The sequence below is a fragment of the Streptomyces sp. NPDC050287 genome, assembly GCF_044459385.1.
In the GTDB taxonomy this organism is placed as follows: Bacteria; Actinomycetota; Actinomycetes; order Streptomycetales; family Streptomycetaceae; genus Streptomyces.
In genome coordinates this window covers 110,149-135,368 of record NZ_JBITIY010000001.1, presented here as the reverse complement: position 1 = coordinate 135,368, position 25,220 = coordinate 110,149, and the positions used below count along the sequence as shown (strand labels likewise).

Genomic DNA, 25,220 nt, shown 5'->3' with positions numbered 1-25,220 from the left:
ACCCCCCACAACTTCACAGCTCAGCAGGATCCAGAAGAAGAGAGCCGACCAATGAAGATCAGCATCCGCAGAAGCAGGCGCGCTGCCATAGCCGTCGCCCTGGGCTCCGTCCTCGCCCTGACCGCCACCGCCTGCGGTGACGACGGCAGCGGTACGGGCGGTGACAAGGGCGCCGAGGGCAGCGGCAAGGGCAAGATCGTCTTCTGGGACAACAACGGCGGTGTACGCACCGACATCTGGAAGGAGATCATCGCCGACTTCGAGAAGGCGAACCCGGACATCAAGGTCGAGTACGTCGGGATCGCCTCCACCGAGTACGCGTCGAAGGTCGACACCGCCATCCAGGGCGGTGGCCTGCCGGACGTCGGCGGTGTCGGCGCCTCGATGATCGCGTCGATCGCCGCGCAGAACGTGCTCGAGCCGCTGGGCGGCCGGCTGTCCAAGTCCTCCCTGAACGGCAAGCTCAACGAGGACATGGTCAAGTCGCTCAAGGCGGCCGGCGGCCGGGACGACACGCTCTTCTCGATCCCGACCTCCGCCAACAACGGTGTCCTCTACTACCGGACCGACCTGTTCAAGAAGGCCGGCCTGGACGCGCCGACCACCTGGGAAAAGTTCTACGACGCCGCGGACAAGCTCACGAACACGGGCAAGAACGAGTTCGGCTACACCATCCGCGGCGGTGCCGGTTCCATCGCCCAGGCGCTGGACGCGAGTTACGGGCAGTCCGGCATCACGTCGTTCTGGGACGCGAGCGGTGAGAAGACCACCGTCAACGACCCGAAGAACGTGGCGGGGCTGGAGAAGTACGCGGCCCTCTACAAGAAGGTCACACCGGCCGCCGACCTGAACAACGACTTCACCAAGATGGTCGCCCAGTGGGATTCCGGCACGATCGGAATGCTGAACCACAACCTGGGCTCCTACCAGGACCATGTGAAGGCGCTCGGCGTCGACAAGTTCCGCGGTATTCCGCAGCCGACGGGACCGGGCGGCAAGCGCGTCCAGGTGTCCAACCCGGTGGACGGGCTCGGGCTGTTCAAGGCCTCCAAGAACAAGGAGGCTGCCTGGAAGTTCATCGAGTTCGCCAATTCGCACGAGGAGAGTTCGAAGTTCAACGAGTCGGCGGGGCAGGTGCCGTCGAACACCGATGCGGCGAAGGACGCGTGGATCTCCAAGGCGGAGCCCACGAAGCTCGCGGCGGACGCGTTGAGCGACGGGTCGACGACGATCGTGCAGCTGCCGTACTACCTGCCTGACTGGGGGACCATTTCCAAGTCGGACAACGAGCCGAACTTCCAGAAGGTGCTGCTCGGGAAGATGAGCGCGAAGGACTTCCTGGACACGCTTGCCGACCAGTTGAACAAGGCGCAGGCGGAGTGGAAGGAACAGAAGGGCTGAGAGCCCGGTCAAACACACCCACGCGCCCCTTTGGGGGCGCGGGGGTCGCCCCCCATGTGAAAGGCACCCCTATCTCGCCACACCCTTGAGAAAGGCACACCGTCGTGTCACTCACCCGCAGACAGGTCACCATCGCGGCTCTTGCCGCTGTTCCCCTCGCCGTCGGTTCGACGGCACCCGCGTTCGCGACGTCGGGAAAGCGTCGCAAGGTCAGCACGGTCTATATCGCCGGTGACTCCACCGCCGCCCAGAAGTACGCCGCCGCCGCCCCCGAAACCGGCTGGGGCATGGCGCTTCCGTTCTTTCTGCAGCCGGACCGGCCCGTCGCCAATCACGCGGTGAACGGCCGGAGTTCGAAGAGCTTCATCGACGAGGGCCGGCTCGACGTCATTCTCGGCGCGATCCGGCCGGGTGACTTCCTTCTCGTCCAGTTCGGGCACAACGACGAGAAGGCGGAAGACCCCACTCGTTACACGGAGCCCTGGACGACGTACCAGGACCACCTGCGCCAGTACATCGAGGGCGCGCGGGCCCGTGGCGCCCGGCCGGTGCTCGCCACCTCCGTCGAGCGCAGGAAGTTCGACGCGAGCGGCAACGCCGTGCCGACCCACGGCGACTATCCGGCGGCGATGCGCGCGCTCGCCCGGGAGGAAGGTGTCGCGCTGCTCGACATCCAGGCCCTGTCGCTCGCGTTGTGGCAGGAGTTCGGGGTCGAGAGGACGAAGACGTACTTCAACTGGACCGCGACCGAGCAGGACAACACGCACTTCAACCCGCCGGGCGCGATCGCGGTGGCCCGGCTGGTGGCTCAGGAACTGTTGCGTACGCGGGTGCTGTCCCCGCGGGACGTCCGTCGGCTCCACGACGAGATTCCCGAGTCCTGGATCACCTGGCCGCAGGCCGCCGCGTAACCATCCGTCGATCCGAAAAGAGAGCCGCACCATGAACACACAGAAATGGCATGGGCATGCCACAAGAATCGCCCTGGTGGGCTGCACCGCCCTCGCCCTGACGGCCGTCGGCCCCGCCGCCCAGGCCCACCCCCGCGACGTGACCCGGCAGACCCTCGCCGCGAACGACGGCTGGGCCTCGTACGGGACGGGAACCACGGGCGGTGCCGCCGCCGACGCCGAGCACGTCTACACCGTGACCACCTGGGCCGAGTTCAAGGCCGCCCTCGCCGCCGGCGGCAGCGCACCGAAGATCATCAAGGTGAAGGGGACGATCGACGCCGTCTCGGAGGGCTGCGACGCGTTCGCCGCGCCGGGCTACGACTTCGACGCCTACCTGGAGAAGTACTCACCCGAGAAGTGGGGTCTGGACACCGACCTGAGCGCCGAGCCCGACGACAGTCCCGAGGGGCTGCGACGGGCCTCGGCCGCCGCTCAGGACCAGGCCATCAAGGCGAACATCCCCGCCAACACCACCATCATCGGCGTCGGCGGGAACGCCGGCTTCAAGGGCGCCAGCCTCCAGATCAAGGCCGTGGACAACGTGATCGTCCGCAACCTCGCCTTCGAGAGCCCGATCGACTGCTTCCCGCAGTGGGACCCCACCGACGGTACGAACGGCAACTGGAACTCCGAGTACGACACCGCCGTCGTCTACGGCTCCACGCACGTGTGGCTGGACCACAACACCTTCACCGACGGCAGCCACCCCGACAGCGCGGCACCGACGTACTTCGGGATGCTCTACCAGCAGCACGACGGCGAACTGGACATCGTCCGCGGCGCCGACTACGTCACCGCCTCCTGGAACGTCTTCACCGAGCACGACAAGACGATCCTGATCGGCAACAGCGACAGCGAGTCCACGGCGGCGGGCGACCGGGGCCACCTCAAGGTCACCTTCCACCACAACCTGTTCTCGAACCTGGTCGAGCGCGCGCCCCGGGTCCGCTTCGGGCAGGTCGACTCGTACAACAACCACTTCGTGGCCGGCGACGGCTACTCCTACAGCTACGGCATCGGCAAGGAGTCCCGACTCGTCGCCGAGCACAACGCGTTCACGCTGCCCGCCTCGGTCAGCGCGGCGAAGGTGCTGAAGAAGTGGAGCGAGGCGCCGGTCACCGCCGCCGGCAACCAGGTCAACGGCAAGCCCGTCGACCTGATCGCCGTGCACAACGCGGAGATCCCCGCCGAGACCCTCCAGCCGGGCGCGGGCTGGACGCCGACCCTGCGTACCAAGGTCGACCGGACGAAGTACGTCCCGGCGATCGTCGATCACGGCGCGGGCGCCGGCCGACTGCGCTGACGCCGCTGTGCCCCGGGCCGGGGCGGTGGGCCGCCCCCCACTCCCCCCACGCGAGGAACCACCGCCCCGGCCCGCACCCCCACGCGAGGAACCACCCTCGAACCGCACCCCCCAAGGAGCACCCGCATGTCCTCGCCCCACTCTCAACTCCCGTTGTCCAGAAGGGGGTTCCTGCTCGCGAGCGCCGGTCTCGGTGCCGGTGCCGCGCTCGCCGTCGGGTCCCCGGCGTCCGCCCAGGCTTCCGGCCGGCCGCGCCCCTTCGGCCGGTACGGGTCACCCGCCGCCCGTCTCACCCCCCAGACCCTGTACGTCGACCCGCACGGCCACGGCGACTTCACCTCCGTCCAGGCCGCGGTGACCGCCGCGACCGGCAGCGGGCGGACGCTGGTCCTCGCCCCGGGCGTGTACCGGGAGACGGTCGCCGTCGACGTCACCCGGACCGAGGCGACCTGGATCGGCGCCTCGGAGAACCCCCGGGACGTCGTGATCGTGTACGACAACGCGGCCGGCACCCCCAAGCCCGGCGGCGGCACCTACGGCACCACCGGGTCGGCCACCACGACCGTGCAGGCCGACGGCTTCACCGCCCGCTGGATCACCTTCGCCAACGACTGGCTGCGCGCCGACCACCCCGGCATCAGCGGCACCCAGGCCGTCGCCATCAAGGTCCAGGGCGACCGTTCGGCCTTCCACCACTGCCGCTTCCTCGGCCACCAGGACACCCTGTACGCCGACTCGACGGCGCTCACCGCCTTCGCCCGCCAGTACTACTCCCACTGCTACGTCGAGGGCGACGTCGACTTCGTCTTCGGCCGGGCGACCGCCGTGTACGAGAACTGCCACTTCCGCACCCTGAACCGCACCGACCTGACCGCCGCCCCCTACGGCTTCGTCTTCGCGCCCTCGACGGCGGGCGCCAATCCGCGCGGCTACCTGGTCGTCCGGGGCCGGATCAGCAGCGAGGCACCCGACGGCTTCTACAAGCTGGCCCGCCCCTGGGTGCCCAGCTCCGACACCACCGCCCGCCCGATGCTGACCGTCCGCGACACCTGGATGGGCCCCGGCATCGACGCGACCGCGCCCTACACCAACATGTCGGACACCTTCCCCTGGCAGAACCAACGGTTCGCCGAGTACCGCGACACCGGGCCGGGAGCTCGGATCACGGTCCCGGAGAGCCGCCCCCAACTCACGCCCGAACAGGCGAAGTCGGCGACCCGGGCGGCCTACCTGGGGGACTGGACCCCCTGGAAGGGGGCGCACTGAGATGCGCAGGCGCACCCTCCTCACGGGCATCACCGCCGGACTCGTGGCGACCGGTGCGGGTGCCGGCCCGGCTCTGGCCACCGGCTCATCTCCCGCCACCGGCCGCCGTGTCCTGCACGTCCGCCCGGGCGACTCCGTACAGGCGGCCGTGGACGCGGTGACCGGGCCCGGCTGGACGATCGTCGTGCACCCGGGGATTTATCGAGAAGTCGTCAACGTGCCCGCCGCGACGGCCGAGTTGACCCTGCGCGGCGCCACCCGTGACCCGCGTGACGCCGTCATCGTCTACAACAACGCCAACGGCAGCCAGAAGCCCGACGGTTCGGGAACGTACGGCACGGCCGGCTCGGCCACCTTCACCTCCGGGGCGCCCCGACTGACCGTTCGCGACCTCACCCTCGCCAACGACTGGCTGCGCGCCGACCACCCCGAGATCACCGGAACCCAGGCGGTGGCCGCGTACACCTACGGCGACCGCACCCACTTCGAGAACGTGCGGCTGCTGGCCCACCAGGACACCCTCTTCGTCGAGACGACCGCGCTGGACGTCTTCGACCGGCAGTACTTCCACCGCTGCTACATCGAGGGGGATGTCGACTTCGTCTTCGGCCGGGCCACCGCCGTCTTCGAGGACTGCCACTTCCACACCCTGCGACGGGACGTGACCTTCACGCCCAAGGGCATGGTCTTCGCCCCGTCCACGGCCCGCGCCAACCCGCACGGCATCCTCGCCCTCCGCTGCCGGATCACCTCCGGCGCCGAGGACGGGGCGTACAAGCTGGCCCGGCCGTGGGTGCCCACGTACGAGACGACCGCCTGGCCGTCCCTCGTCGTGCGCGAGACGCGGATCGGGCCGGGGATCGACGCGGTGACGCCGTACACCAACATGCGGGAGGCGTACCCCTGGCAGACCATGCGGTTCAGGGAGTACCGCAACACCGGTCCCGGAGCCGCGATCACGGTCCCGGAGAACCGGCCTCAACTGACCGCCGCCGAAGCCAGGTCGCACACCAAGCGCACCTACCTCGGCGACTGGCGGCCCCGTGCCTGAGGTCATCGCTCTCCTGGCGTGCGCCTGCTCCGCCCGGCTCCGGCCTCCGCCGCCGGGCGCTCCCCCGTCGGCCGGGACCCCGCCGACGCCTACGCCTACCGGCCGCTCACGTCCCGGTCGGCGGTCGAGCAGTACGTCCTCAGCCACGCCGGAACCGGGAGGCAGTATGACTGAGTTGGGCCGTCGGACCTTCGTCGCGTCAGCCGCGGCAGCCGCGTTCCTCACCGGCACCGCGGGACGCGCCGAAGCGGCGGGAGGCTCCGCGGCCGCGGGAGACTCCCAATCCGCAGGCGCCTCCGAATCCGCAGGCGCCTCCGAATCCGCAGGCGCCTCCGAATCCGCAGGCGCCTCCGAATCCGCACGCTCCTCCGAGGCCGGAGACCTCGTGGGCGGCAACCTCCCCGACTTCCACCCGGCGTTGAAGGCCGAGCTGACCTTCCCCCTCGCCTGGGGCACCTCACCAGTCCGGGACTTCCGTGCCTGGCGCCGAGCCGCCCGTTCCACCGTCGAGGAGCACCTCCTCGTCGACCGGCAGCACGGGACGCCGTACGCGCCGCAGTTCACCGCAGGCCCCCAAGGCGAGGGATACACGCGGCAGTTGGTGACCCTCTCCCTCACCCGCTACGAACGCGTCCGCGGGGCCCTGCTCACCCCGGACGGCCCCGGCCCCTTCCCGGCCGTACTGCTCCTCCACGACCACGGGGCCAAGTTCGACATCGGCAAGGAGAAACTCGTCCGCCCCTGGTACGACGACACCAGGCTCGCCTCCGCGCAGGGCTGGGCGGACAAGTACTTCAGCGGACGCTTCGTGGGCGACGAACTCGCCCGGCGCGGCTACGTCGTCCTGTGCCTGGACGCGCCCGGCTGGGGCGACCGCGGGCCCGTCACCTACGACCAGCAGCAGGCCCTCGCCTCCAACTTCTACAACCTGGGCTCCTCCCTCGCCGGACTCATGGCCCGCGAGGACGCCCGCGCCGCCACCTTCCTGGCCGGCCTCGACCGGGTGGACGCACGCCGGGTCGCCGCCGTCGGGTTCTCCATGGGCGCCTACCGCGCCTGGCAGACGGCCACGCTGACCGACGACATCGCGGCGGCCGCCTCCGTCTGCTGGATGACCGGGCTGAAGGAAATGATGGTGCCCGGCAACAACACCCTGCGCGGGCAGTCGTCGTACTACATGCTCCACCCCGGACTCGCCCGGCACCTCGACATCCCCGACGTGGCGAGCATCGCCGCCCCCAGGCCGATGCTCTTCTTCAACGGCGCGCTGGACACCCTCTTCCCCGCCGACGGCGTACGGGTGGCCCACGACAAGCTGCGCGCCGTCTGGAGCTCGCGCCACGCCGAGGAGCGGTTGCACCTGAAGACCTGGCCCGACCTCGGCCACGTCTTCGTCGACCGCATGCAGGACGAGGTCTTCACCTGGCTGGACCGCGTCCTCTGACCCCCACAACACACACCCACGACTGACCCCCACAACACACCCCCACGACTGACCCCCACCACCCACCCCCACGACGTAATGGACCCGCACTCCATGTCTCGTCGTACGGCTCTCGCCACCCTCGGCACGGCCCTCGCCCTCGGCACCGGCCTCGCTCTGCTCCCCACCCAGGCCCAGGCCGCGACCGTGGTCGACCACCATCGGCGTGACGATGAACTGACGACGGACCGTCCCGCTCAGGGCGCTTGACCCGTTTTTTGCCTGTGAGAGAGGTATCGATCGGGCAACGGGCCTCGCGCCCACCGGGGTGACGCGCGTAGAAACCTGTCATGCATAAGCCACTGCGTATCGCGGCCATCGCCGCCGCCTGTGCCGTCGCCGGCGGTGCCCTCTACGGCGCCGGTGCGGCCACCGCCGGTCAGTCCACGGCGAACTCCACGCACGAGCCCTACAACATCGGGCTCCTGGTGAAGGACATCGACACCTACTACGGCACCACGGCCGACGCGAACGGCGTGTACCAGGCGTCCCCGGACAGCCCGTACGCCAAGGACCTCGCGCGGATCGACAGCGCCGCGAAGAAGTACATCGACCAGGCGGCCCGCAAGGCCCATCACAGGGGTGAGAAGCCCGCGGTCGTCTTCGACATCGACGACACGCTGCTGCTCAGCCTCGACTACGAGAAGCGCTACAACTACACGTACAACGGCACCACGTGGGCCGACTACGTCAACAAGGCCGACCGCCCGGCCGTCTTCGGCAGCCCCGAGCTGGTGCGGTACGCGGAGGCGAAGGGCGTCGAGGTCTTCTACAACTCGGGCCTCAGCGAGGCGCAGCGCTCGGCGGCCGTCGAGAACCTGAAGAAGATCGGCGCCGATGTGAACCTCGACGCCGATCACATGTTCCTCAAGGACAAGGCCAACCCGCCGTCGTACCTGAGCGGTTGCGCCACGCCCGGCACCTGGACCTGCACCACCGTGCAGTACAAGTCCGGCACCCGCCGGCACATCGAGAAGGACCTCGGGTACGACGTCGTCGCCAACTTCGGTGACCAGTACTCCGACCTCGACGGCGGTTACGCCGACCGGACGTACAAGCTGCCGAACCCGACGTACTTCGTCAGCTGACCTTCCGTACGGGGCTGATCGACCCCAGCGTCGGCACCACCGGCTTGATCGTGCCGTCCCCCGCGAACTCCATACGGTCGATGGTCGTTTCGCGGTGCATGCCGTCGCCGCCCGGCCGGCCGGGGCCGTTCAGGGCGAACCGGTGATAGACGATGTACCAGTCGTCCGTGCCCGGCGCGTTCACCACGGAGTGGTGGCCGGTTCCGAGGATGCCGTACTCGGGACGCTTGGACAGGATCGTCCCCCGCTTGGTCCACGGGCCGAGCGGGGACGGTCCACTCGCGTAGGCGACGTGGTAGTTCTCGCTGCGGGTGTCGTCCTCGGACCACATGAAGTAGTACGTGCCCTTCCGCTTGATCACGAAGGATCCCTCGCGGAAGTTGTCCGGGGTGATGTCCTTCACCTTCGAGGCGTCGTACGAGGTCATGTCGTCGTTCAGCGGCACCACGTACCCGTGCCCGTTGCCCCAGTAGAGATACGAGGTCCCGTCGTCGTCCGTGAAGACGGCCGGGTCGATCATCTGGCCGCTCAGCGAACCGCCCTTGGCCACCAGGGGCTTGCCGAGCGCGTCCTTGAAGGGGCCGGCGGGGGAGTCGGCCACGGCCACGCCGATCTGCTGCTCGGCGCAGAAGTAGAAGTAGTACTTGCCGTTCCGCTCGGCGATGGCCGGCGCCCACGCGTTCTTGTCCGCCCAGCTCACGTCCGGACCCAGGTCGAGGATGACCCCGTGGTCCTTCCAGTGGACCAGGTCCTTCGACGAGTACGCCTTGAACCGCGTACCGCTCCAGCCCTGGAAGCCGTCTGTCGTCGGATAGATCCAGTACTCGCCGTTCAGGTAGTGCACGTCGGGGTCGGCGTTGAGACCGGGCAGGACCGGACTTCGGGTCACCGCCGCCTCGATGGTCCAGGTGCGTTTCGTGCCGTCCGCGGCCGTCACGGAGTACGTCTGCGGCGTGCGGAAGTCCCGGCGGGTACCGGACCGGGGGCTGAGGGTCGCGCCCTCACCCACGTGGATCCGCGGAGCGAGGCCGCGCAGGTCCGCGCCGGGCTCCATCGGCAGCACGACCTTGGACGCGGCGTCGGTGACGATCGCGTAGCCCTGCTGCCCCTTCGCCGTCGCGTCCATGACCGAGGTGGGAGTGGAGGGATAGGCGGCGAGCAGCCGGTCGTACTCCTTCTGCGTCACCGGCAGGACGGTGCCGTGCCGGGGGCTGGCCGGCAGCTGGTAGTTCGCGGACGGGGTCCACTTGCCCGAGTCGAGGTCGGTCGTCTCGAAGGGGACGTAGCCGCGGCCGCCGTACTCGTCGATGAAGAGGTACCACTTCTTCTCGGTGTTCGACTTGAACACCGTCGGGCCCTCGCCCCGCTCCATCGCGCCGCTGCCGATGCAGTCCGCGACGAAGTCGTACGTCGTCGACGTCAGGCTCGTCGACTTCTCCCCGGTGATGAACTTGGCGCAGGGCGAGCTGGAAGTGGGGTCCCGCTCGTCCTTGGTGTAGCGGTAGTAGGTGTCCTTGTACTTCACCACCGTCGAGTCGATGACCGAGTAGCCCGGGTCGTTCCAGACCTTCGGCGCGCTGAAGGTGCGGAAGTCCTTGGTCGTGGCGTACATCATCTTGTTGTACGTCGAGCCGGTGTGGCCGGGGTCGTCGTCGGCGTACAGCTTCGACGCCCAGAAGACGACGTACTCACCGAGTGAGTCGTCCCAGTAGGCCTCCGGGGCCCAGGTGTTGCCCGCGCTGTCCGGGGAGACCTTCACCAGCCGCTGGTCGGTCCAGTGGACCAGGTCCGTGGACTCCCACACCATGATCGACTTGCTGCCGTGCCGCTGGACGTCGTCCCAACTGCCGCTGCTGTTCTGGTACATGCGCAGGTCGGTCGCGATCAGATAGAACTTGTCGCCCTTGGGGGAGCGGATCACGAACGGGTCGCGCAACCCCTTCTCCCCGATGGTGGACGTCAGAACCGGCTTGCCGGCGTTGAGCTCACGCCAGTGCAGCGGGTCGTTGCCGCGGCTGAGGGCGTAGCGGATCTGCTCGCCGTCGGCGGTGCCTTCGCCGGTGAAGTAGGCGAAGAGATACCCGGCGTACGGGGACTGCTTCACGGGCGGGGCTCCTGACTGGGCGGTGCTGGGGGGTATCGCGAGGAGGGAGAGCAGGAGGGCGAGACAGGCGAGGAGCGCGGCTCGTAGGCGCATGGGGGCAATCCTGTCGGAGCGTGGGGGTTTCTGTTGGGTGTTGTGCATCGGAGTGTCACCAGTGGGAATCCGCGCGTCAATCGGTGAGAGCGGGATGCGGCCCGGCGAAACTTTCGATCGTTTTTCGTCGGCCGCGGCAACTTCTTCCGGCCCGGGCGGCGACTGGAGTCCGCAGCATCCCCGCATCCCCCAGGAAAGGAAGCGCCCCGTGCGTTGTGGCACCGGACGGCACCGCAGGACACGGACCCTCTCGATCGCCGCGGCGGTGTCCGTCGCCGCGGGAGCGGGCGGCGTCCACCTCGGCCTCACGGGCGGCGGCGCCGAGGCGGCGTCGACGACGGTCACCGTGTCCACCACCGCGCAGCTGGAGGCGGCCGTCCGGAACGCGGTCGCCGGCACGGTCATCCAGGTCCGCGGCGGCACGTACACTCCGGCGGCCACCCTCAGGTCCGCGGCGGACGGCACTCGTTCGGCACGGATCACCCTGCGGGCGTACGGCAGCGAGAAGGTGCGGATCGACGGCTCCAGGCTGCCCGACGGCTCCTGGCTCGCCGGGATCCACGGCGACTACTGGACCGTCGAGAACCTCACCTTCCAGAACTCCCCGGCGCAGGGTTTCGTCGCCACCTCCTCCGTGGGCGGTGTCTTCCGGAACCTGGTCACCGCGAACAACGGCGACACCGGGTTCACCCTGCGCGGCGACGGAACGACCGGCAATCTCGTGCAGAACCTGGACAGTCACGGCAACTACGACCCCTCCGGGCACGGGCGGAACGCCGACGGCATCGCCGTGAGTTTCGGTTCCGGCACCGGCAACCGGATCACCGGGGCCCGGCTGTACGGCAACTCGGACGACGGGGCCGACCTGTGGCAGTTCTCCTCGCCGGTCACCGTGGAGCACACGTGGGCCTTCGGCAACGGGAAGAACCGGTGGAGGGACTCCGCGTTCGAGGGCGACGGGAACGGGTTCGAGCTGGGCGGCGGAGGGGCCACGGTCGCGCATGTCGTCAACGACAACGCGTCCTGGGAGAACACGTCGAACGGGTTCACCGACAACTCCAACACCGGAGCGCTCGTGCTGAACCGCAACACGGCGTACGCCAACGGGGGTGCCGGTTTCTCCTTCGCCGCGGGGAAGGCCCGGCTCGCCAGGAATCTCGCGGTGCGCAACCAGGGCGGCCTGGCCGAGCTGAGTGCGTCGGCGGTGTCCGCGGCGAACACCTGGGACCCCGGTGTCGGCACCCCGGCCTTCAGGTCGACGGATGCCGCGACCGCGTACGGTGCCCGCGGCGCGGACGGTTCATTGCCCCCGACGACCTTCCTGACGACGGGCTCGACCGCCATCGGTACGGCCATGAGGTGACCGTACGGGTATACGAAACGCCCCGCCGGTCGTCACCGGCGGGGCGTTTCTGTGACCGGTCGAAGGGGGTCGACCAGTGCTTCCGGTCGGCCCAAGGGGGGCTTCGGCCGACCGGCGTCTCGGTTCAGGGCCCGATCCCCGTGTGCGAGCGGGCTCCCGTACTTCCTCGTCGCCACCGGGGCGGAAAAGGTTGCCGCCTCCTGAAAACTTTCCACGACTCGCCCTGCCGTCTGCTACGAGCCGCCCTCGCCGTCATGCGCCGCGAAGTCGCCCGCCACGGCCAGCCCATCGGCACCGGTGCGGGCGGTGATCGAGTAGGTGTCGTCCTTCGCGTCCCGGCCGCCGCGGAGGTGGTTGTACTGGCCCGCGAACACCCACTGGCCCGGCCACAACGCACGGCCCTCCTTGAGCACCCAGGTGTAGACGAGGAAGCCGTCCCGCTCGGTGACCGTCGTGGTGAAGTCGGCCTCGGGCGGGGACCGCCAGGCGCCCGTCGAGGTGACTCCGCCGGTCTGCCTGACCTTCAACTCGACCGTGAGGGCGGTGAGTTTCTCACCGGTCCTGAGGGTGACGTCGCTCTGCGCCCAGAATTCGTTGCTGTGCGCGTCCACCGAACCGTCCGACCACAGCGGACCGTCCTCGGTGCCCAAGGCGGGCGGCGGCGCCGTCACGGTGGCACTCGGGGACCGCGTGGGCGACGTGCTCGGCCTGCCGGTCTCCGGGTCAGTGCTCGGCGTCGGATCCGCCGGCGGGACGGGCGCGCGGCTCGTCGCGTCCGGCGACGGGGTGGGGGTCTGCGAGACCTCGACCGTCTGCTGGGCGGCGGGAGTCTCGTCCCTGACCGCGGAGGCGACCGCGTACCCGCCGACACCGACCAGGCAGGCGACCGCGGCCGTGGCGCCGACCACCCGCACCCAGCCGAACACCGGCGGGCGGGTGGCCCGGTGGTCGGGGCGGTCCTGCTCGGTCATACCGCGCTCGATCCGCGCCAGGATGCGCGAGCGGTCGGGCTCGTGGGCCCCGGCCGCCTCGTGCAGCCGGGCGCGCAGCCCGTCGTGCACGTCCCGCCGCATGGTCATCGGTCCCTCCCTCCGGCCTCACCGGTACGCGCCATCGCCGCATGCACCTTCCGCGGAGCCGCCTGCGTCCCGAGCAACCGCTGCAATTCGGCCATTCCCTTGGAGGTCTGGCTCTTCACCGTACCGACCGAGACGCCCAGGGTGAGCGCTGTCTCCTTCTCCGAGAGGTCGAAGGCGTGCCGCAGGACCACACAGGCGCGTTTGCGGAACGGGAGTCTACGCAAGGCCTCCTGCACGTCGACCACGTCCGCCACGTCCGGGTTCTCGGTCCTCTCCTCGCGCTGCGACCAGAACAGCGCCACCCGCCGCCGCTCGCGGACCGCGCTGCGGATCCGGGTGCGGGCGAGGTTGGCGACCACGCCGCGCGCGTACGCCGCGGGATGGTCGGCCGCGCGGACCCGGTCCCAGCGGTGCCACAGCGCGAGGAGCGCGTCCGCCGCCAGGTCGTCGGCGGCGTCCGCCTCACCGGTCAGCAGATGGGCCAGACGGGACAGTTCGGCGTAGTGACGCTCGAAGAAGGCATGGAACTCCACGGAGGCGGCGTCGTCGACGGCTGTGCCCACGGGCGACCTCTCCTCACGGCGACTCGGGCACCCTGGGGCGCCTGTGCGTGTCATGTGACTGACATGTGATCATCCGGAGGGGCCCGGACGAGATCCGGAAGCGTAGCAGCGTTCGTGCGCTTGGTTCGGACGGGTCTTCGAACACCGTGTGGTCGGCCCGCCTCGGCCGGCCCTGAACCCCCTCGGGCCGACCCTGATTCCGTAACACGGGGAAAACCTGAAAGGGGTTCAACGCGGGAACAATCCAGCCAGCATCCGCACACCGATCATTCAGGCACCAGGGAGCGACAACCATGTCCGAGACGCAGAAGGTGGCCGACCGGCCGACCGGCCCGCCACCGGCGGCGAACGGCGTCGACCGGTACTTCAGGGTCTCCGAGCGGGGATCCACCTTCGGCCGGGAGATACGCGGCGGCTTCGCCACTTTCTTCACGATGGCCTACATCCTCGTCCTGAACCCCATCATCCTCGGCAGCGCCAAGGACAAGTTCGGCCACCAGCTCGACGCGGTCCAACTGACCACCGCCACCGCCCTGGTGGCCGCGGTGATGACGATCATCATGGGCGTCGGCGGCAACCTGCCCCTCGCGCTCGCCGCCGGCCTCGGGCTGAACGCCGTCGTCGCCTTCCAGATCGCCCCGCTGATGAGCTGGGACGACGCGATGGGCCTGATCGTCCTCGAGGGCCTGCTCATCTGCGTGCTGGTGGTGACCGGGCTGCGCGAGGCCGTCATGCAGGCCATCCCGCAGTCGCTCAAGCAGGCGATCAGCGTCGGTATCGGCCTGTTCATCGCCTTCATCGGCTTCGTCGACGCCGGCTTCGTCAGCCGGATCCCCGACGCGGCGAACACCACCGTGCCGGTCCAGCTCGGCGGCACGGGCACCCTCACCGGGTGGCCGATTCTCGTCTTCTGCCTCGGCGTGCTGCTGACGATCGGACTGCTCGCCCGCAAGGTCAAGGGCGCCATCCTGATCAGCATCGTCACCATGACGATCGTCGCGATGATCATCAACTCGATCGCCGACATCAAGGCCTGGGGGCTGACCACCCCCGCGTGGCCCGACAAGGTCGTCGACACCCCCGACTTCGGACTGATCGGTCACTTCAGCCTGTTCGGCGCCTTCAGCGCACCCGGGGTCGGCGTCGTCACCGTGGTCCTGCTGGTCTTCACGCTGATCCTGTCCGACTTCTTCGACACCATGGGCACGGTCGTCGGCATCAGCGCCGAGGCCGGTCTGCTGGACGAGGAGGGCAAGGTCCCCAACCTGGGCCGCGTGCTGCTCATCGACGGCGCCGCGGCGGTCGCGGGCGGCGCGGCCTCGGCCTCCTCCGCCACGTCCTACATCGAGTCGGCGGCCGGCGTCGGCGAGGGCTCCCGCACCGGCTTCTCCAACCTGGTCACCGGCGGCCTGTTCGCGCTGGCCCTGTTCCTGACGCCGCTGCTCACCATCGTCCCGCTCCAGGCGGCGGCCCCGGCCCTGGTCGCCGTCGGCTTCCTGATGATGACCCAGGTCAAGCACATCGACTGGGACCGCTACGAGATCGCCATCCCGGCGTTCCTCACCGTCGCCGTGATGCCGTTCACCTACTCCATCACCAACGGCATCGGCGCCGGCTTCGTCTCCTACGTCGTCATCAAGACGGTCCTGGGCAAGGCCAGGGACATCCACTGGCTGCTGTGGGGGACGGCCGCGCTGTTCCTGGTGTACTTCGCGATCGATCCGATCGAGCAGATCCTCGGCGCGAAGTGAGGTTCGGGGACAGTTCCTTCGGGAGCTGTCCCCGGGCCCCTACTTCTTGAGTGCCGCCCGCATCACGGCCTTCGCGACCGGCGCCGCCAGCCCGTTGCCGCTGACCTCCGACCGCTGCGCGTTCGACTGCTCCACGACCACCGCCACGGCGACCTCCTCGCTGCCGGTCCTGCCGTACGACGTGAACCAGGCGTACGGCGTCTGGCTGTTGTTCTCGCCGTGCTGGGCCGTGCCCGTCTTGCCGCCCACCGTCACGCCGGAGATCCGCGCGTTGGTGCCCGTGCCCTCCGCGACGACCGTCTGCATCGCCGACTGCAACTGCTCGGCGGTCGAGGAACTGACGATCTCCGAACTCTCCGTCCGGTCGTCGTAGTTCTCCAGGACGTCGTCACCGCTGTTGGTGATCTCCGACACCATGTGCGGCGAGACCAGCTTGCCGCCGTTGGCTATGGCCGCCGACACCATGGCCATCTGGAGCGGGGTGGCGGTGACGTCGAACTGGCCGATGCCGGTCAGGGCCGTCTGCGCCTTGTCCATCTCCTTCGGGTACACGCTCTCGTACGCGCGCACCGGCACGTCCTGCGTAGCGTCGTTGAAGCCGAATTTCTCCGCCATCGCCCGGACCTTGTCCTGTCCCAGGTCGACGGCCATCTTCGCGAAGACGTTGTTGCAGGAGTACTCGAGCGCCACCCGGATCGTGGCGTTCGCACAGGGCGCCGACGGATTCTCGTTCGCCAGCTCCTTGTTCGACAGTGGCAGTTTGTACGGGTTCGGGCTGGCCGTCCTCTGGTCCACCGACGAGTACAGCCCGTCCTCCAGCGCGGCCGCCGCCACCACCAGCTTGAACGTCGAGCCCGGCGGCAGCGGCTGCCGCAGCGCCCGGTTGGTCAGCGGTTTGTCCGGGTCCTCGGTGAGCTTCGTCCAGGCCGACCCGGCGGTGTTGGCGTCGGTCAGCGAGGTCGGGTCGTACGAGGGCGTCGACACGACCGCGAGGATTCTGCCGGTTCCCGGGTCGATCGCGACGGCCGCGCCCTTCTTGTCGCCGAGCGCGTCGTACGCCGCCTTCTGCACGGCGGGGTCGATCGTCGTCACCACGTTGCCCGGCTCTGCCCGCTGGTTGGTCACCGTGTCCATGACGGTTTTCAGCCGGCTGTCCGTGCCGTTGAGGAGGTCCTGGTAGATGCCCTCCAGCTGGGTGGGCGCGTACGCCTGCGAGGCGTAGCCCGTCACCGCCGCGTACAGCGGACCGTCCGTGTACGTGCGTTTGTACCTGAGGTCGCTTCCCTTCGTCGCCGCGGAACCGGTGATCGACTTTCCGGCCACGATGATGTTCCCGAGCGGCTCCGCGTACGTCTCGATCGCGTTGCGCCGGTTGTCCTTGTCGTCCGCGAGCGCCTGGCCGTCGTAGAACTGCACCCAGGTCGCCCGCACCAGCAGGGCGAACACCAGCAGCAGTGTGAAGACGGAGGCGCGCCTGATCGTCTTGTTCATGCCGCCCTGAAAGACGAATGAGGAAGAGCGGAACGTTCCCTTCCGCCGGATTTCTCATCGGGCGTTCAGGAACACGCTTGCCGTCCGGGGGACGCCCTCACCCCTTGAGAGCGAGCACGACCTCGTCGATCTCCTCGCCCCGCGCGTTCGCGAAGCCCCGGGCCTGTGCGGTGATCTCGAAGCCGCACTTCTCCAGGACCCGCAGCGAGCCCTGGTTGTCGGCGGCGGCGCGGGCGTACAGCGGGCGCTCCGGCACCTCCTCGAGCAGCCCGCGCAACGCGGCCGTGGCGACGCCCCGCCCCCAGTAGGCGCGGTCCACCCAGTACGTCACCTCACGCTCGCCCGGCTCCCCGTACACGGCAGCGCTGCCCACCACGTCACCGTCGGCCAGGACCGTCCGCGCCACGACGTCCGAGGACCGGATGCGACTCCACTTGGCCTCGAAGGCGTCCCGGTCGGCGGGATCCTCCGCGGTGAAGGCCGCCATGCGCACGGCCTCCGGGTCGTTCATCTGCCGGAAGAAGACCGGCAGATCGCTGTCGTGGACCTCGCGCAGTACGACCTGCATGGATTCAAAGCCTCCGAGTGGCGAGCGTGAGTCGGTCACGGGCGTCGAACAGGGCGTCCTTCACCATCTGCTCGTGGGCGGGAGTCAGCCGGGCCACCGGCACGGAACAGCTGATCGCGTCGCGCGCGGGCGTGCGGTACGGGATCGCCACACCGAAGCAGCGCAGCCCCAGCGTGTTCTCCTCGCGGTCGACGGCGAAGCCCTGCTCCCTGACCTGGTGCAGCTCCTCGATGAGCTTCTCCCGGTCGGTGAGCGTGTGCTCGGTCAGCGCGGGCAGCGTCTCCGGGAGCATCTTGCGCACCTGCTCGTCGGAGTACGTGCTCAGCAGCGCCTTGCCGAGGGAGGTCGAGTGCGCGGGCAGCCGGCGGCCGACCCGGGTGAAGGGGCGCAGGTAGTGCTGCGACTGGCGGGTGGCGAGGTAGACCACGTTGGTGCCGTCCAGGCGGGCCAGGTGGATGGTCTCCGTGGTGTCGTCCGACAGCCGGTCCAGCGTCGGCCGGGCCGCCGCGACCACCTCGTCGCCGTCGATGTAGGACGTCCCCACCAGGAGTGCCCGTACGCCGATCCCGTACCGTGTGCCCGTCGCGTCCGTCTCCACCCAGCCCAGCTCCACGAGCGTGCGCAGTAGCATGTACAGACTGGACTTGGGATAGCCGACGGCCTCCTGGACCGCCGCCAAGGAGTGCATACCGGGGCGACCGGCGAAGTACTCGAGCAGTTCAACCGTCCGTACCGCGGACTTGACCTGCGCCCCGCCGCCTGTCTCGGCTGCCGACATCGCCTGTGACCCCTTCGTTCGACGGGAACCTGAAGATATAGTCTCCAACAGCATATTCATCATCAGAGACAACGTTCAGCATATCGAACGACCCTGGTGGATGACCTAGATACTGCGGCAAAACAGCGGCAATACATACCTGGAGGGACCCGCGGTGGCAGCAGCACCAGTCTGGAGTGTCGACCCCCGAACCGGGAAGCAGCGTGAACAGGTTGCGGTGGAGGCCACTGCCGAGGAGGTGGACGCCACCGTCCGTGCCGCCCACGCCGCACGCGGCTCCCTCGCCGACCGCACGGTGCGCTCGGCGTTCCTGCGCACCGCCGCCGCCGAGCTGGAGGCGTCCAAGGACCACCTCGTCGAGGCCGCCGACGCCGAGACCGCGCTCGGTCCGGTCCGGCTGACCGGCGAACTCGCCCGCACCTGCTACCAGCTGCGGGCCTTCGCGGACATCGTCGACGAGGGCGCCTTCCTCGACGTCGTCATCAACCACCCGGACGACACCGCGACCCCGCCCATTCCCGACCTGCGCCGCTACAAGGTGCCGCTGGGCGTCGTCGCCGTCTACTCGGCCTCCAACTTCCCCTTCGCCTTCTCGGTCGCCGGCGGCGACACCGCCAGCGCGCTGGCCGCGGGCTGCCCGGTCGTCGTCAAGGCCCACCCCGACCACCCGGGCCTGTCCGAGCTGGTCGCGTCCGTGCTGCGCCGGGCCGCCGCCGCGCACGGCATTCCCGAGGGAGTCGTCGGCCTCGTCCACGGCTTCGAGGCGGGCATCGAGCTGATCAAGCACCCGCTGGTCTCCGCGGCGGGCTTCACCGGCTCCATCCGCGGCGGGCGGGCACTGTTCGACGCGGCCGCGGCCCGTCCGGTGCCGATCCCGTTCCACGGCGAGCTGGGCTCGCTGAACCCCGTCGTCGTCACCGAGGCCGCCGCCGCCGAGCGGGCCGCGGAGATCGGCACCGGGCTCGCCGGGTCCATGACCCTGGGCGTCGGACAGTTCTGCGTGAAGCCCGGCCTGGTGCTGGTGCCGGCCGGCGCCGCCGGGGACGGCCTGGTCAAGTCCCTCACGGACGCGGTCAGCGACACCGACGCCGGAGTGCTGCTCGACCACCGCATGCGGGACAACTTCATCGCCGGGGTCACCAAGCGCACCGAGCTGCCCGACGTGGACTCCCCGGTGACGCCGGGCGCGGGCGGCGAGCACACGGTCAGCCCGGGCTTCCTGACGGTGCCGGCCGACAAGCTGGCGCGGGAGGGCGAGTACGACCTGCTCCTGGAGGAGTGCTTCGGGCCGGTCACCGTCGTGGCCCGCTACGAGGACGACGCCGAGGTGAAGTCGGTACTGTCGCGGCTGCCGGGGAACCTGACGGCGACGGTGCAGCTCTCTTCCGAGGAAGCGGCCGGTGAGGGCCGAGGGGCCGAGATCCTTCAGGAGCTGACCCCGCTCGCCGGGCGTGTGCTGGTGAACGGGTGGCCCACGGGGGTTGCCGTGGCGCCGGCTCAGCATCACGGCGGGCCGTACCCGGCCACGACGTCGACGTCCACTTCTGTGGGCGGTACGGCCATCGAGCGGTGGCTGCGGCCGGTCGCTTATCAGAACGCGCCGGAGGCTCTGCTGCCGCCGGAGCTGAAGGATGACAACCCGCTGGGGCTGCCCCGTCGGTTCGACGGGCGGCTTGAGCGATAGTGCCGTAGGGGGCGGGCAGTCCGCGGGCCGCGCGTTCGTCGTGGCTGGTCGCGCCCACGCGGCCGGGCCGCACAGTGATGCGGCCCCGCGCCCCTGAGTGCTTCACCGGGCCAGAGAGAATCGGTTGATGGACGTCGAACTTCCCGAACTGCCCTTCCTCCTGCGTACGTACGGACCGGAAGGCAACTGGTCCCATGAGGACGGCGTTCTCACCGGATGGGCGGGTCCCCGGCAGGACCGGTTCGTTCCGCCCATCGGGGAAGCACTCGACCCCGCCTCCGACGCGCCTCGCCTGCTCGGGGCGCCCGAAGGGGACTTTCAGCTGATCGCCCGGGTCACGGTGGGATTCGCCGGGGCCTTCGACGCGGGAGTCCTGTACGTCCATGTCGGGGAGCGGGCCTGGGCCAAGTTGTGTCTGGAGTACTCCCCGGACGTGCCCACCGTGTGCACGGTGGTCACCCGGGGACACTCGGACGACGCCAACTCCTTCACCGTCGACGGCAGTTCGGTGTGGCTGCGGGTGAGCCGGACCGGGCGGGCCTTCGCCTTCCACGCCTCCCGGGACGGCGAGCGCTGGACCTTCGTCCGGCTCTTCACGCTCGGCGACGAGAAGGAGACCGGCGCCGCCCTGGTCGGCTTCATGACGCAGTCGCCGATGGGGGAGGGGTGCGTGGTGACGTACGACCACCTCGAGTTCCGCCCTGCCTGGCCGGACGACCTGCGAGGCGGCAGCTGAGGGCGAAGGTCACCGCGAGCAGGACCGCGCTGACGACCAGGCTCAGCCGCATCCCCTCGACGAAGCCGTCGGAGACCAGGGCCCCGAAGACGGCGATCCCCAGGCCGCCGGACACCTGACGTGCCGCGTTGAGCATCCCGGCCGCGAGTCCCGCCCGCTCGGCGGGCACGGCGTCCATCATCGCGGCGGTCAGGGGCGGCACCGTCAGGGCGCAGCCCAGCGCCATGGGGACCAGGAGCGCGGCCACCACACCCGTCGGCGTGCCGGCGTCGACGTACAGCAGCCCGAGCAGTCCCGCCACGGCCAGCCCCTGCCCCAGCAGCATGGGCAGGCGTGGGCCGTGGCGGCCGGCGAGCTTGCCCGCCACCACGTTCGTCACCGCGATCAGCCCGGTCATGGGCAGGAACATCAGCCCGGCGGCCAGGGCGGAACGGCCCTGCACCTGCTGGAAGAAGAGCGAGAAGACGAACACCATGCTGTAGAAGGCCACGCTGACCGCCGCTCCCGCCGCGACCGTCGCGGTCACGGTCCGATCGCGGAAAAGTGCGAGCGGCACGACCGGGTGCGCCTGGCGCCCCTCGATCCGCAGGAACGCGGCACCGGCGACGACGGCCACGGCTCCCGCCGCCCAGCCCGCCGTCCCGCCCTCGATCACCGCGAACGCCAGCGCCGTCAGGGCCAGTACGGCCATCACCTGGCCGGGCAGATCCAGCGGCGCCGGCCGGCGCTCCGAGCGCGGGGCCCGTACCAGCAGGACCAGGATCACCGCCCCGATCGGCAGGTTGACGAAGAAGATCCCGCGCCAGTCCCACGCGGTGGTCAGCGCACCGCCCGCCACCGGTCCCAGGGCCACCGCCACCGAACCCCCGGCCGCCCACAGGGCCACCGCGCGGGCCCGCCCGGCCGGATCGGCGTACGCCTGCCGCACCAGCGCCAGCGAGGCCGGAAGGACGACGGCCGCCGCCACGCCCTGCACCACCCGCGCGCCGATCAGGACCGGCAGGTTCGGCGCCAGCCCGCAGGCCACCGAGGCGAGCGTGAACACCGCGGTGCCGAGCCCGTACGCGCGGCTCGCCCCCGCCCGGTCCGAGAACGCGCCGGTGGACAGCATCAGTGAGGCGAACGCCAGCGTGTAGGCGTCCACCACCCACTGCAGACCGGACATGCCGCTGCCCAAGGAGGAGCCGATCGCGGGCAGCGCCACGTTCACCACGGACGCGTCGAGGCAGATCAGCGCGAAGCCGAGGAGGGCGGCGGTGAGGGTGAGCGCGGGTGGGGAACCCTTGGCCCCCGACTCACGCTCGGCAGAGGCGATTTGACCGGTCCGGAGGGTCTGCTTCATGGACATGACTCCATGGTGCGGACCACCACCGACGTACAGTAGTGGCCGGAATGCCATATGCCCGGAGGTTCTGGCCATGCCCCAGTCGGTCGCCCCGCACCGCGTCGCGGTCATCGCGCCCTCACCCGTCGCGATGTTCAACCTCGCCATCCCCGAGATGCTCTTCGGCAAGGTCGAGCGGGACGGGCGACCGGGCTACGAGGTGGTCATCTGCGCGGCCGAGCCGGGACCGGTGCCGACCACCGGCGGCCTCGACCTGTACGTACGGCACGGTCTCGACGCCGTGCGGGAGGCGGACACGGTGATCGTCGCGGGCACCGGGGCGCCGTACGAACCGCACCCGCCGATCGTGGCCGCCGTCCGGGCGGCGGCGGCCGACGGCAAGCGGATCGCGTCCCTGTGCACCGGAGCCTTCCAACTGGCCGAGGCGGGCCTGCTCCATGGACGCAAGGCCACGACGTACTGGACGCACGCCGAAAAACTCCGCAGCCGCTACCCGCGGATCGACCTGTGCGCGGACGTGCTGTACGTCCAGGACGGGCCGTATCTGACGGCGTCCGGCTACGCCGCCGGCATCGACCTGTGCCTGCACATCATCCGCACCGACTACGGCGCCGCCGTCGCCAACGAGGTGGCCCGCCTCGCCCTGGTCGCCCCCGTGCGCCCGGGCGGCCAGACCCAGTTCACCCAGACCCCGCTGCCGCCCGAGCGCGGCACCGCCTGCGCGGACACCCGCGGCTGGGCCATGTGCAATCTCGACAAGCCGCTCACGCTCACCGACCTGGCGCGGCACGCGGGAGTCTCCGTCCGCACCCTCACCCGCCGCTTCCACGCCGAGAGCGGGGTCAGCCCGCTCCAGTGGCTGCTCCACCAGCGCGTCGAACGGGCGAGGGAACTCCTGGAAACCACCACCCTCCCCATGGACCAGGTGGCCCGCGCCTGCGGCCTCGGCACGGCCGACTCCCTGCGCGCCCACGTGGTCCGCCGCACGGGCCTGACCCCGAGCGCCTACCGCACCCAGTTCACCCGCCTGGGAACCGGTACAGCCACCGCCGCGTGAAGCCGCCCGCCGGTCGGCCCCGCACCCCCCATGGCGCGCAGGTGACCAGGGGGCCGTCCACCACCCGCGGCCGGGAATGAATCCAGCTGCTTGGATGTTCATCCAGCCGGCGGAGGGAGACTCCCTACCCGTACGACCTGGAGAGCCGAGACCATGCGCGTCGAAATCTGGACGGACATCGCCTGCCCCTGGTGCTATGTCGGAAAGGCACGCTTCGACAAGGCGCTGGAGGCCTTCCCGCACCGCGACCAGGTCGAAGTGGTGCACCGCTCGTTCGAGCTGGACCCGGGCCGTGCCAAGGGCGACGTCCAGCCCGTGATCAGCATGCTCACCAAGAAGTACGGCATGAGCGAGGCGCAGGCCCAGGCAGGCGAGGAGAATCTGGGCGCGCAGGCCGCCGCAGAGGGCCTCGCGTACCGCACCCGGGACCGCGACCACGGCAACACCTTCGACATGCACCGCCTGCTGCACTTCGCCAAGGAGCAGGGCAGGCAGGACGAGCTGATCCAGATCCTCTACCGGGCCAACTTCGCCGACGAGCGGTCCGTCTTCTCCGAGGGCGACGAGCGCCTGGTCGAGCTGGCCGTCGCCGCCGGCCTGGACGCCGACGCCGCCCGCACGGTTCTCGCCGACCCGACCGCGTACGCCGACGACGTCCGCGCCGACGAGCGCGAGGCGGCCGAGCTCGGCGCGAACGGGGTGCCCTTCTTCGTCCTCGACCGCAAGTACGGCGTCTCCGGCGCCCAGCCCACCGAGCTCTTCGCCCAGGCGCTGACGCAGGCCTGGGGCGAGCGTCCTGCGCTCAAGCTGATCGACGAGGGCGACGCTCAGGCCTGCGGCCCGGACGGATGCGCGGTGCCGCAGGCCTAGCTTCGCCGGGTGCTGCGCAGGTCGGAGCGGACGTATAAGCGTTTCTTGGCCCAGCCGTGTAGAAGTTCGCGATGGACTGAGGGCTGCCCGGGGCTCAGAGTGGATCCATGGAGACCTTCGAGAGCCTCGTCCGTACCGAGTTCGCCCCGAAGAACACCTATTTGAACACCGCGAGCAACGGGCTGCTCCCCGCCCGAACTGTGACCGCTCTGCAGGAGGCCGCGCAGATGAGGGCCGAGGGCAGGCCCCTGGACGCGCTGTACGACGACGTGGAGACCGCCCGGGCCTTGTTCGCCCGGCTGGCCGGTGTCCCCGCCGGCCGGGTCGCGGCCGGGTCCTCGGTCGCCGCCTACACCGGGCTGGTCGCCGCCTCGCTGCCCGCAGGCGCCGAAGTCCTCACCGCTGAGGACGATTTCACCTCCGTGGTGAATCCGTTTCACGCTCGCGGTGACCTCAAGGTGCGGGCCGTACCGCTGGAGCGGCTCGCCGACTCCGTCCGCCCGGGCACCGCCCTGGTCGCCGTCAGTTCCGCGCAGTCAGCCGACGGGCGGATCGCCGACCTGCCCGCGCTGCGGGAGGCGGCCCGGGAGCACGGCGCGCGTACGTACGTCGACGTCTCCCAGTCCGCCGGATGGCTGCCGGCGCAGGGCGACGCGTATGACTACACGGCCTGCGTCGGCTACAAGTGGCTGCTCGGACCGCACGGGGCGGCCTTCCTCGTCGTACCGGAGGACTTCGGCGGGCTGACGCCGATCCTGGCCGGCTGGGTCGCGGGGGAGAACCCGTGGAACAGCTGCTACGGCCCGGTGACCGAACTCGCCCACTCCGCCCGCCGCTTCGACTTGCCTCCCGCCCTCTTCACCTGGGCCGGCCTGCGCCGCTCCCTCGAACTCGTCGAGGAACTCGGCACAGACGCCATCCACACCCACGACCTCGCCCTCGCCGACCGCTTCCGCACGGGCCTCACCACTCTCGGCCACGAACCGGTCCCAGCCCCCGGCTCGGCGATCGTGTCCGTCCCCGCACTCGGCCACCGCCGGCCCGACCTGGCCGCCGCCGGCATCGAGGTCTCCAACCGCGCGGGCAACCTGCGAGCTTCCTTCCACCTGTACAACACACCGGCCGACGTCGACCGACTGCTGGATGTCCTGTCGTCCTGAACCACCGGCGCGGGCGGCGTCACCGGCGTGGCT

At 70.0% G+C, this 25,220-nt stretch carries 23 protein-coding genes; 16 read left to right on the top strand and 7 right to left on the bottom strand.

Annotated elements, in window-relative coordinates:
• Positions 1-51 precede the first annotated feature (51 nt).
• The 9 genes from ACIBK3_RS00605 to ACIBK3_RS00565 all read left to right on the top strand — a co-directional run bounded on the left by ACIBK3_RS00605 (position 52) and on the right by ACIBK3_RS00565 (position 8,545).
• Entirely contained in the window at positions 52-1,401 is a 1,350-nt protein-coding gene (locus ACIBK3_RS00605) for an ABC transporter substrate-binding protein (RefSeq protein WP_399360390.1), read from the top strand.
• 104 nt (positions 1,402-1,505) lie between these two features.
• Entirely contained in the window at positions 1,506-2,312 is an 807-nt protein-coding gene (locus ACIBK3_RS00600) for a rhamnogalacturonan acetylesterase (protein WP_399360388.1), read from the top strand.
• A 31-nt stretch (positions 2,313-2,343) separates the two neighbouring features.
• Entirely contained in the window at positions 2,344-3,657 is a 1,314-nt protein-coding gene (locus ACIBK3_RS00595) for a polysaccharide lyase family 1 protein (protein WP_399360386.1), read from the top strand.
• Positions 3,658-3,783: 126 nt separating this feature from the next.
• Positions 3,784-4,923 carry a pectinesterase family protein gene (locus ACIBK3_RS00590; RefSeq protein ID WP_399360384.1) on the top strand — a complete coding sequence of 380 codons (1,140 nt, stop codon included), beginning with the start codon at positions 3,784-3,786 and terminating at the stop codon, positions 4,921-4,923.
• A gap of 1 nt (position 4,924) precedes the next feature.
• Entirely contained in the window at positions 4,925-5,974 is a 1,050-nt protein-coding gene (locus tag ACIBK3_RS00585) for a pectinesterase family protein (protein WP_399360382.1), read from the top strand.
• Between the two features lie 18 nt (positions 5,975-5,992).
• On the top strand, positions 5,993-6,148 hold the full coding sequence (locus ACIBK3_RS00580) for a hypothetical protein (RefSeq protein WP_399360380.1): 156 nt from the start codon (positions 5,993-5,995) through the stop codon (positions 6,146-6,148).
• On the top strand, positions 6,141-7,418 hold the full coding sequence (locus tag ACIBK3_RS00575; protein ID WP_399360378.1) for a dienelactone hydrolase family protein: 1,278 nt from the start codon (positions 6,141-6,143) through the stop codon (positions 7,416-7,418). Before ACIBK3_RS00580 ends, ACIBK3_RS00575 begins: the two co-directional genes overlap by 8 nt.
• A 93-nt stretch (positions 7,419-7,511) precedes the next feature.
• Positions 7,512-7,667 (top strand): hypothetical protein, encoded by a 156-nt coding sequence (locus ACIBK3_RS00570; RefSeq protein WP_399360376.1) that lies wholly within the window; start codon positions 7,512-7,514, stop codon positions 7,665-7,667.
• Positions 7,668-7,747: 80 nt separating this feature from the next.
• Entirely contained in the window at positions 7,748-8,545 is a 798-nt protein-coding gene (locus ACIBK3_RS00565; RefSeq protein WP_399360375.1) for an HAD family acid phosphatase, read from the top strand.
• Here ACIBK3_RS00565 and ACIBK3_RS00560 read toward each other — a convergent pair.
• Positions 8,538-10,742: a family 43 glycosylhydrolase gene (locus tag ACIBK3_RS00560; protein WP_399360373.1), complete on the bottom strand. Its 2,205-nt coding sequence runs from the start codon at positions 10,740-10,742 to the stop codon at positions 8,538-8,540. The two genes, ACIBK3_RS00565 and ACIBK3_RS00560, sit on opposite strands and share 8 nt — an antisense overlap.
• A gap of 208 nt (positions 10,743-10,950) precedes the next feature.
• Here ACIBK3_RS00560 and ACIBK3_RS00555 point away from each other — a divergent pair, with 208 nt between their 5' ends.
• Positions 10,951-12,105 carry a right-handed parallel beta-helix repeat-containing protein gene (locus tag ACIBK3_RS00555; RefSeq protein ID WP_399360371.1) on the top strand — a complete coding sequence of 385 codons (1,155 nt, stop codon included), beginning with the start codon at positions 10,951-10,953 and terminating at the stop codon, positions 12,103-12,105.
• 233 nt (positions 12,106-12,338) lie between these two features.
• Here the strand turns inward: ACIBK3_RS00555 and ACIBK3_RS00550 are convergent, their stop codons facing one another.
• Together ACIBK3_RS00550 and ACIBK3_RS00545 are read right to left on the bottom strand one after the other, a co-directional pair.
• A complete protein-coding gene (locus ACIBK3_RS00550; RefSeq protein WP_399360369.1) occupies positions 12,339-13,184 on the bottom strand; it encodes a hypothetical protein in 846 nt (281 codons plus the stop codon).
• The gene (locus ACIBK3_RS00545) at positions 13,181-13,747 is read right to left on the bottom strand and encodes a SigE family RNA polymerase sigma factor (RefSeq protein WP_399360368.1); all 567 of its coding nucleotides are present in this window, start codon (positions 13,745-13,747) and stop codon (positions 13,181-13,183) included. The genes ACIBK3_RS00550 and ACIBK3_RS00545 overlap by 4 nt, the downstream gene beginning before the upstream one ends.
• Before the next feature lie 293 nt (positions 13,748-14,040).
• Here ACIBK3_RS00545 and ACIBK3_RS00540 point away from each other — a divergent pair, with 293 nt between their 5' ends.
• Positions 14,041-15,498 (top strand): NCS2 family permease, encoded by a 1,458-nt coding sequence (locus tag ACIBK3_RS00540; RefSeq protein WP_399360366.1) that lies wholly within the window; start codon positions 14,041-14,043, stop codon positions 15,496-15,498.
• A 39-nt stretch (positions 15,499-15,537) separates the two neighbouring features.
• Here ACIBK3_RS00540 and ACIBK3_RS00535 read toward each other — a convergent pair whose 3' ends face one another.
• From ACIBK3_RS00535 to ACIBK3_RS00525, 3 genes are all read right to left on the bottom strand, one after another.
• Positions 15,538-16,989: a peptidoglycan D,D-transpeptidase FtsI family protein gene (locus ACIBK3_RS00535; protein WP_399360364.1), complete on the bottom strand. Its 1,452-nt coding sequence runs from the start codon at positions 16,987-16,989 to the stop codon at positions 15,538-15,540.
• Between the two features lie 97 nt (positions 16,990-17,086).
• Positions 17,087-17,557, bottom strand: coding sequence for a GNAT family N-acetyltransferase (locus ACIBK3_RS00530; RefSeq protein WP_399360362.1), 471 nt, complete (start codon positions 17,555-17,557; stop codon positions 17,087-17,089).
• A gap of 4 nt (positions 17,558-17,561) precedes the next feature.
• Positions 17,562-18,335, bottom strand: a complete 774-nt coding sequence (locus ACIBK3_RS00525; protein ID WP_399360360.1) for an IclR family transcriptional regulator — start codon at positions 18,333-18,335, stop codon at positions 17,562-17,564.
• 154 nt (positions 18,336-18,489) lie between these two features.
• On the opposite strand from ACIBK3_RS00525, the gene ACIBK3_RS00520 reads away from it, so the two are divergent.
• Together ACIBK3_RS00520 and ACIBK3_RS00515 are read left to right on the top strand one after the other, a co-directional pair.
• Complete coding sequence (locus ACIBK3_RS00520) at positions 18,490-20,019, top strand: aldehyde dehydrogenase (NADP(+)) (RefSeq protein ID WP_399360358.1); 1,530 nt, start codon at positions 18,490-18,492, stop codon at positions 20,017-20,019.
• Positions 20,020-20,146: 127 nt separating this feature from the next.
• Entirely contained in the window at positions 20,147-20,755 is a 609-nt protein-coding gene (locus ACIBK3_RS00515) for a DUF1349 domain-containing protein (protein WP_399360356.1), read from the top strand.
• On the opposite strand, the gene ACIBK3_RS00510 is transcribed toward ACIBK3_RS00515, so the two are convergent.
• Complete coding sequence (locus ACIBK3_RS00510) at positions 20,658-22,103, bottom strand: MFS transporter (protein ID WP_399360354.1); 1,446 nt, start codon at positions 22,101-22,103, stop codon at positions 20,658-20,660. The genes ACIBK3_RS00515 and ACIBK3_RS00510 overlap by 98 nt on opposite strands.
• 70 nt (positions 22,104-22,173) lie before the next feature.
• Between ACIBK3_RS00510 and ACIBK3_RS00505 the strand changes: the two genes are divergently transcribed.
• From ACIBK3_RS00505 to ACIBK3_RS00495, 3 genes are all read left to right on the top strand, one after another.
• Positions 22,174-23,157 carry a GlxA family transcriptional regulator gene (locus ACIBK3_RS00505; RefSeq protein ID WP_399360352.1) on the top strand — a complete coding sequence of 328 codons (984 nt, stop codon included), beginning with the start codon at positions 22,174-22,176 and terminating at the stop codon, positions 23,155-23,157.
• A gap of 153 nt (positions 23,158-23,310) precedes the next feature.
• A complete protein-coding gene (locus ACIBK3_RS00500) occupies positions 23,311-24,027 on the top strand; it encodes a DsbA family oxidoreductase (RefSeq protein WP_399360350.1) in 717 nt (238 codons plus the stop codon).
• 107 nt (positions 24,028-24,134) lie between these two features.
• A complete protein-coding gene (locus tag ACIBK3_RS00495) occupies positions 24,135-25,187 on the top strand; it encodes an aminotransferase class V-fold PLP-dependent enzyme (RefSeq protein ID WP_399360348.1) in 1,053 nt (350 codons plus the stop codon).
• Positions 25,188-25,220: the final 33 nt, after the last annotated feature.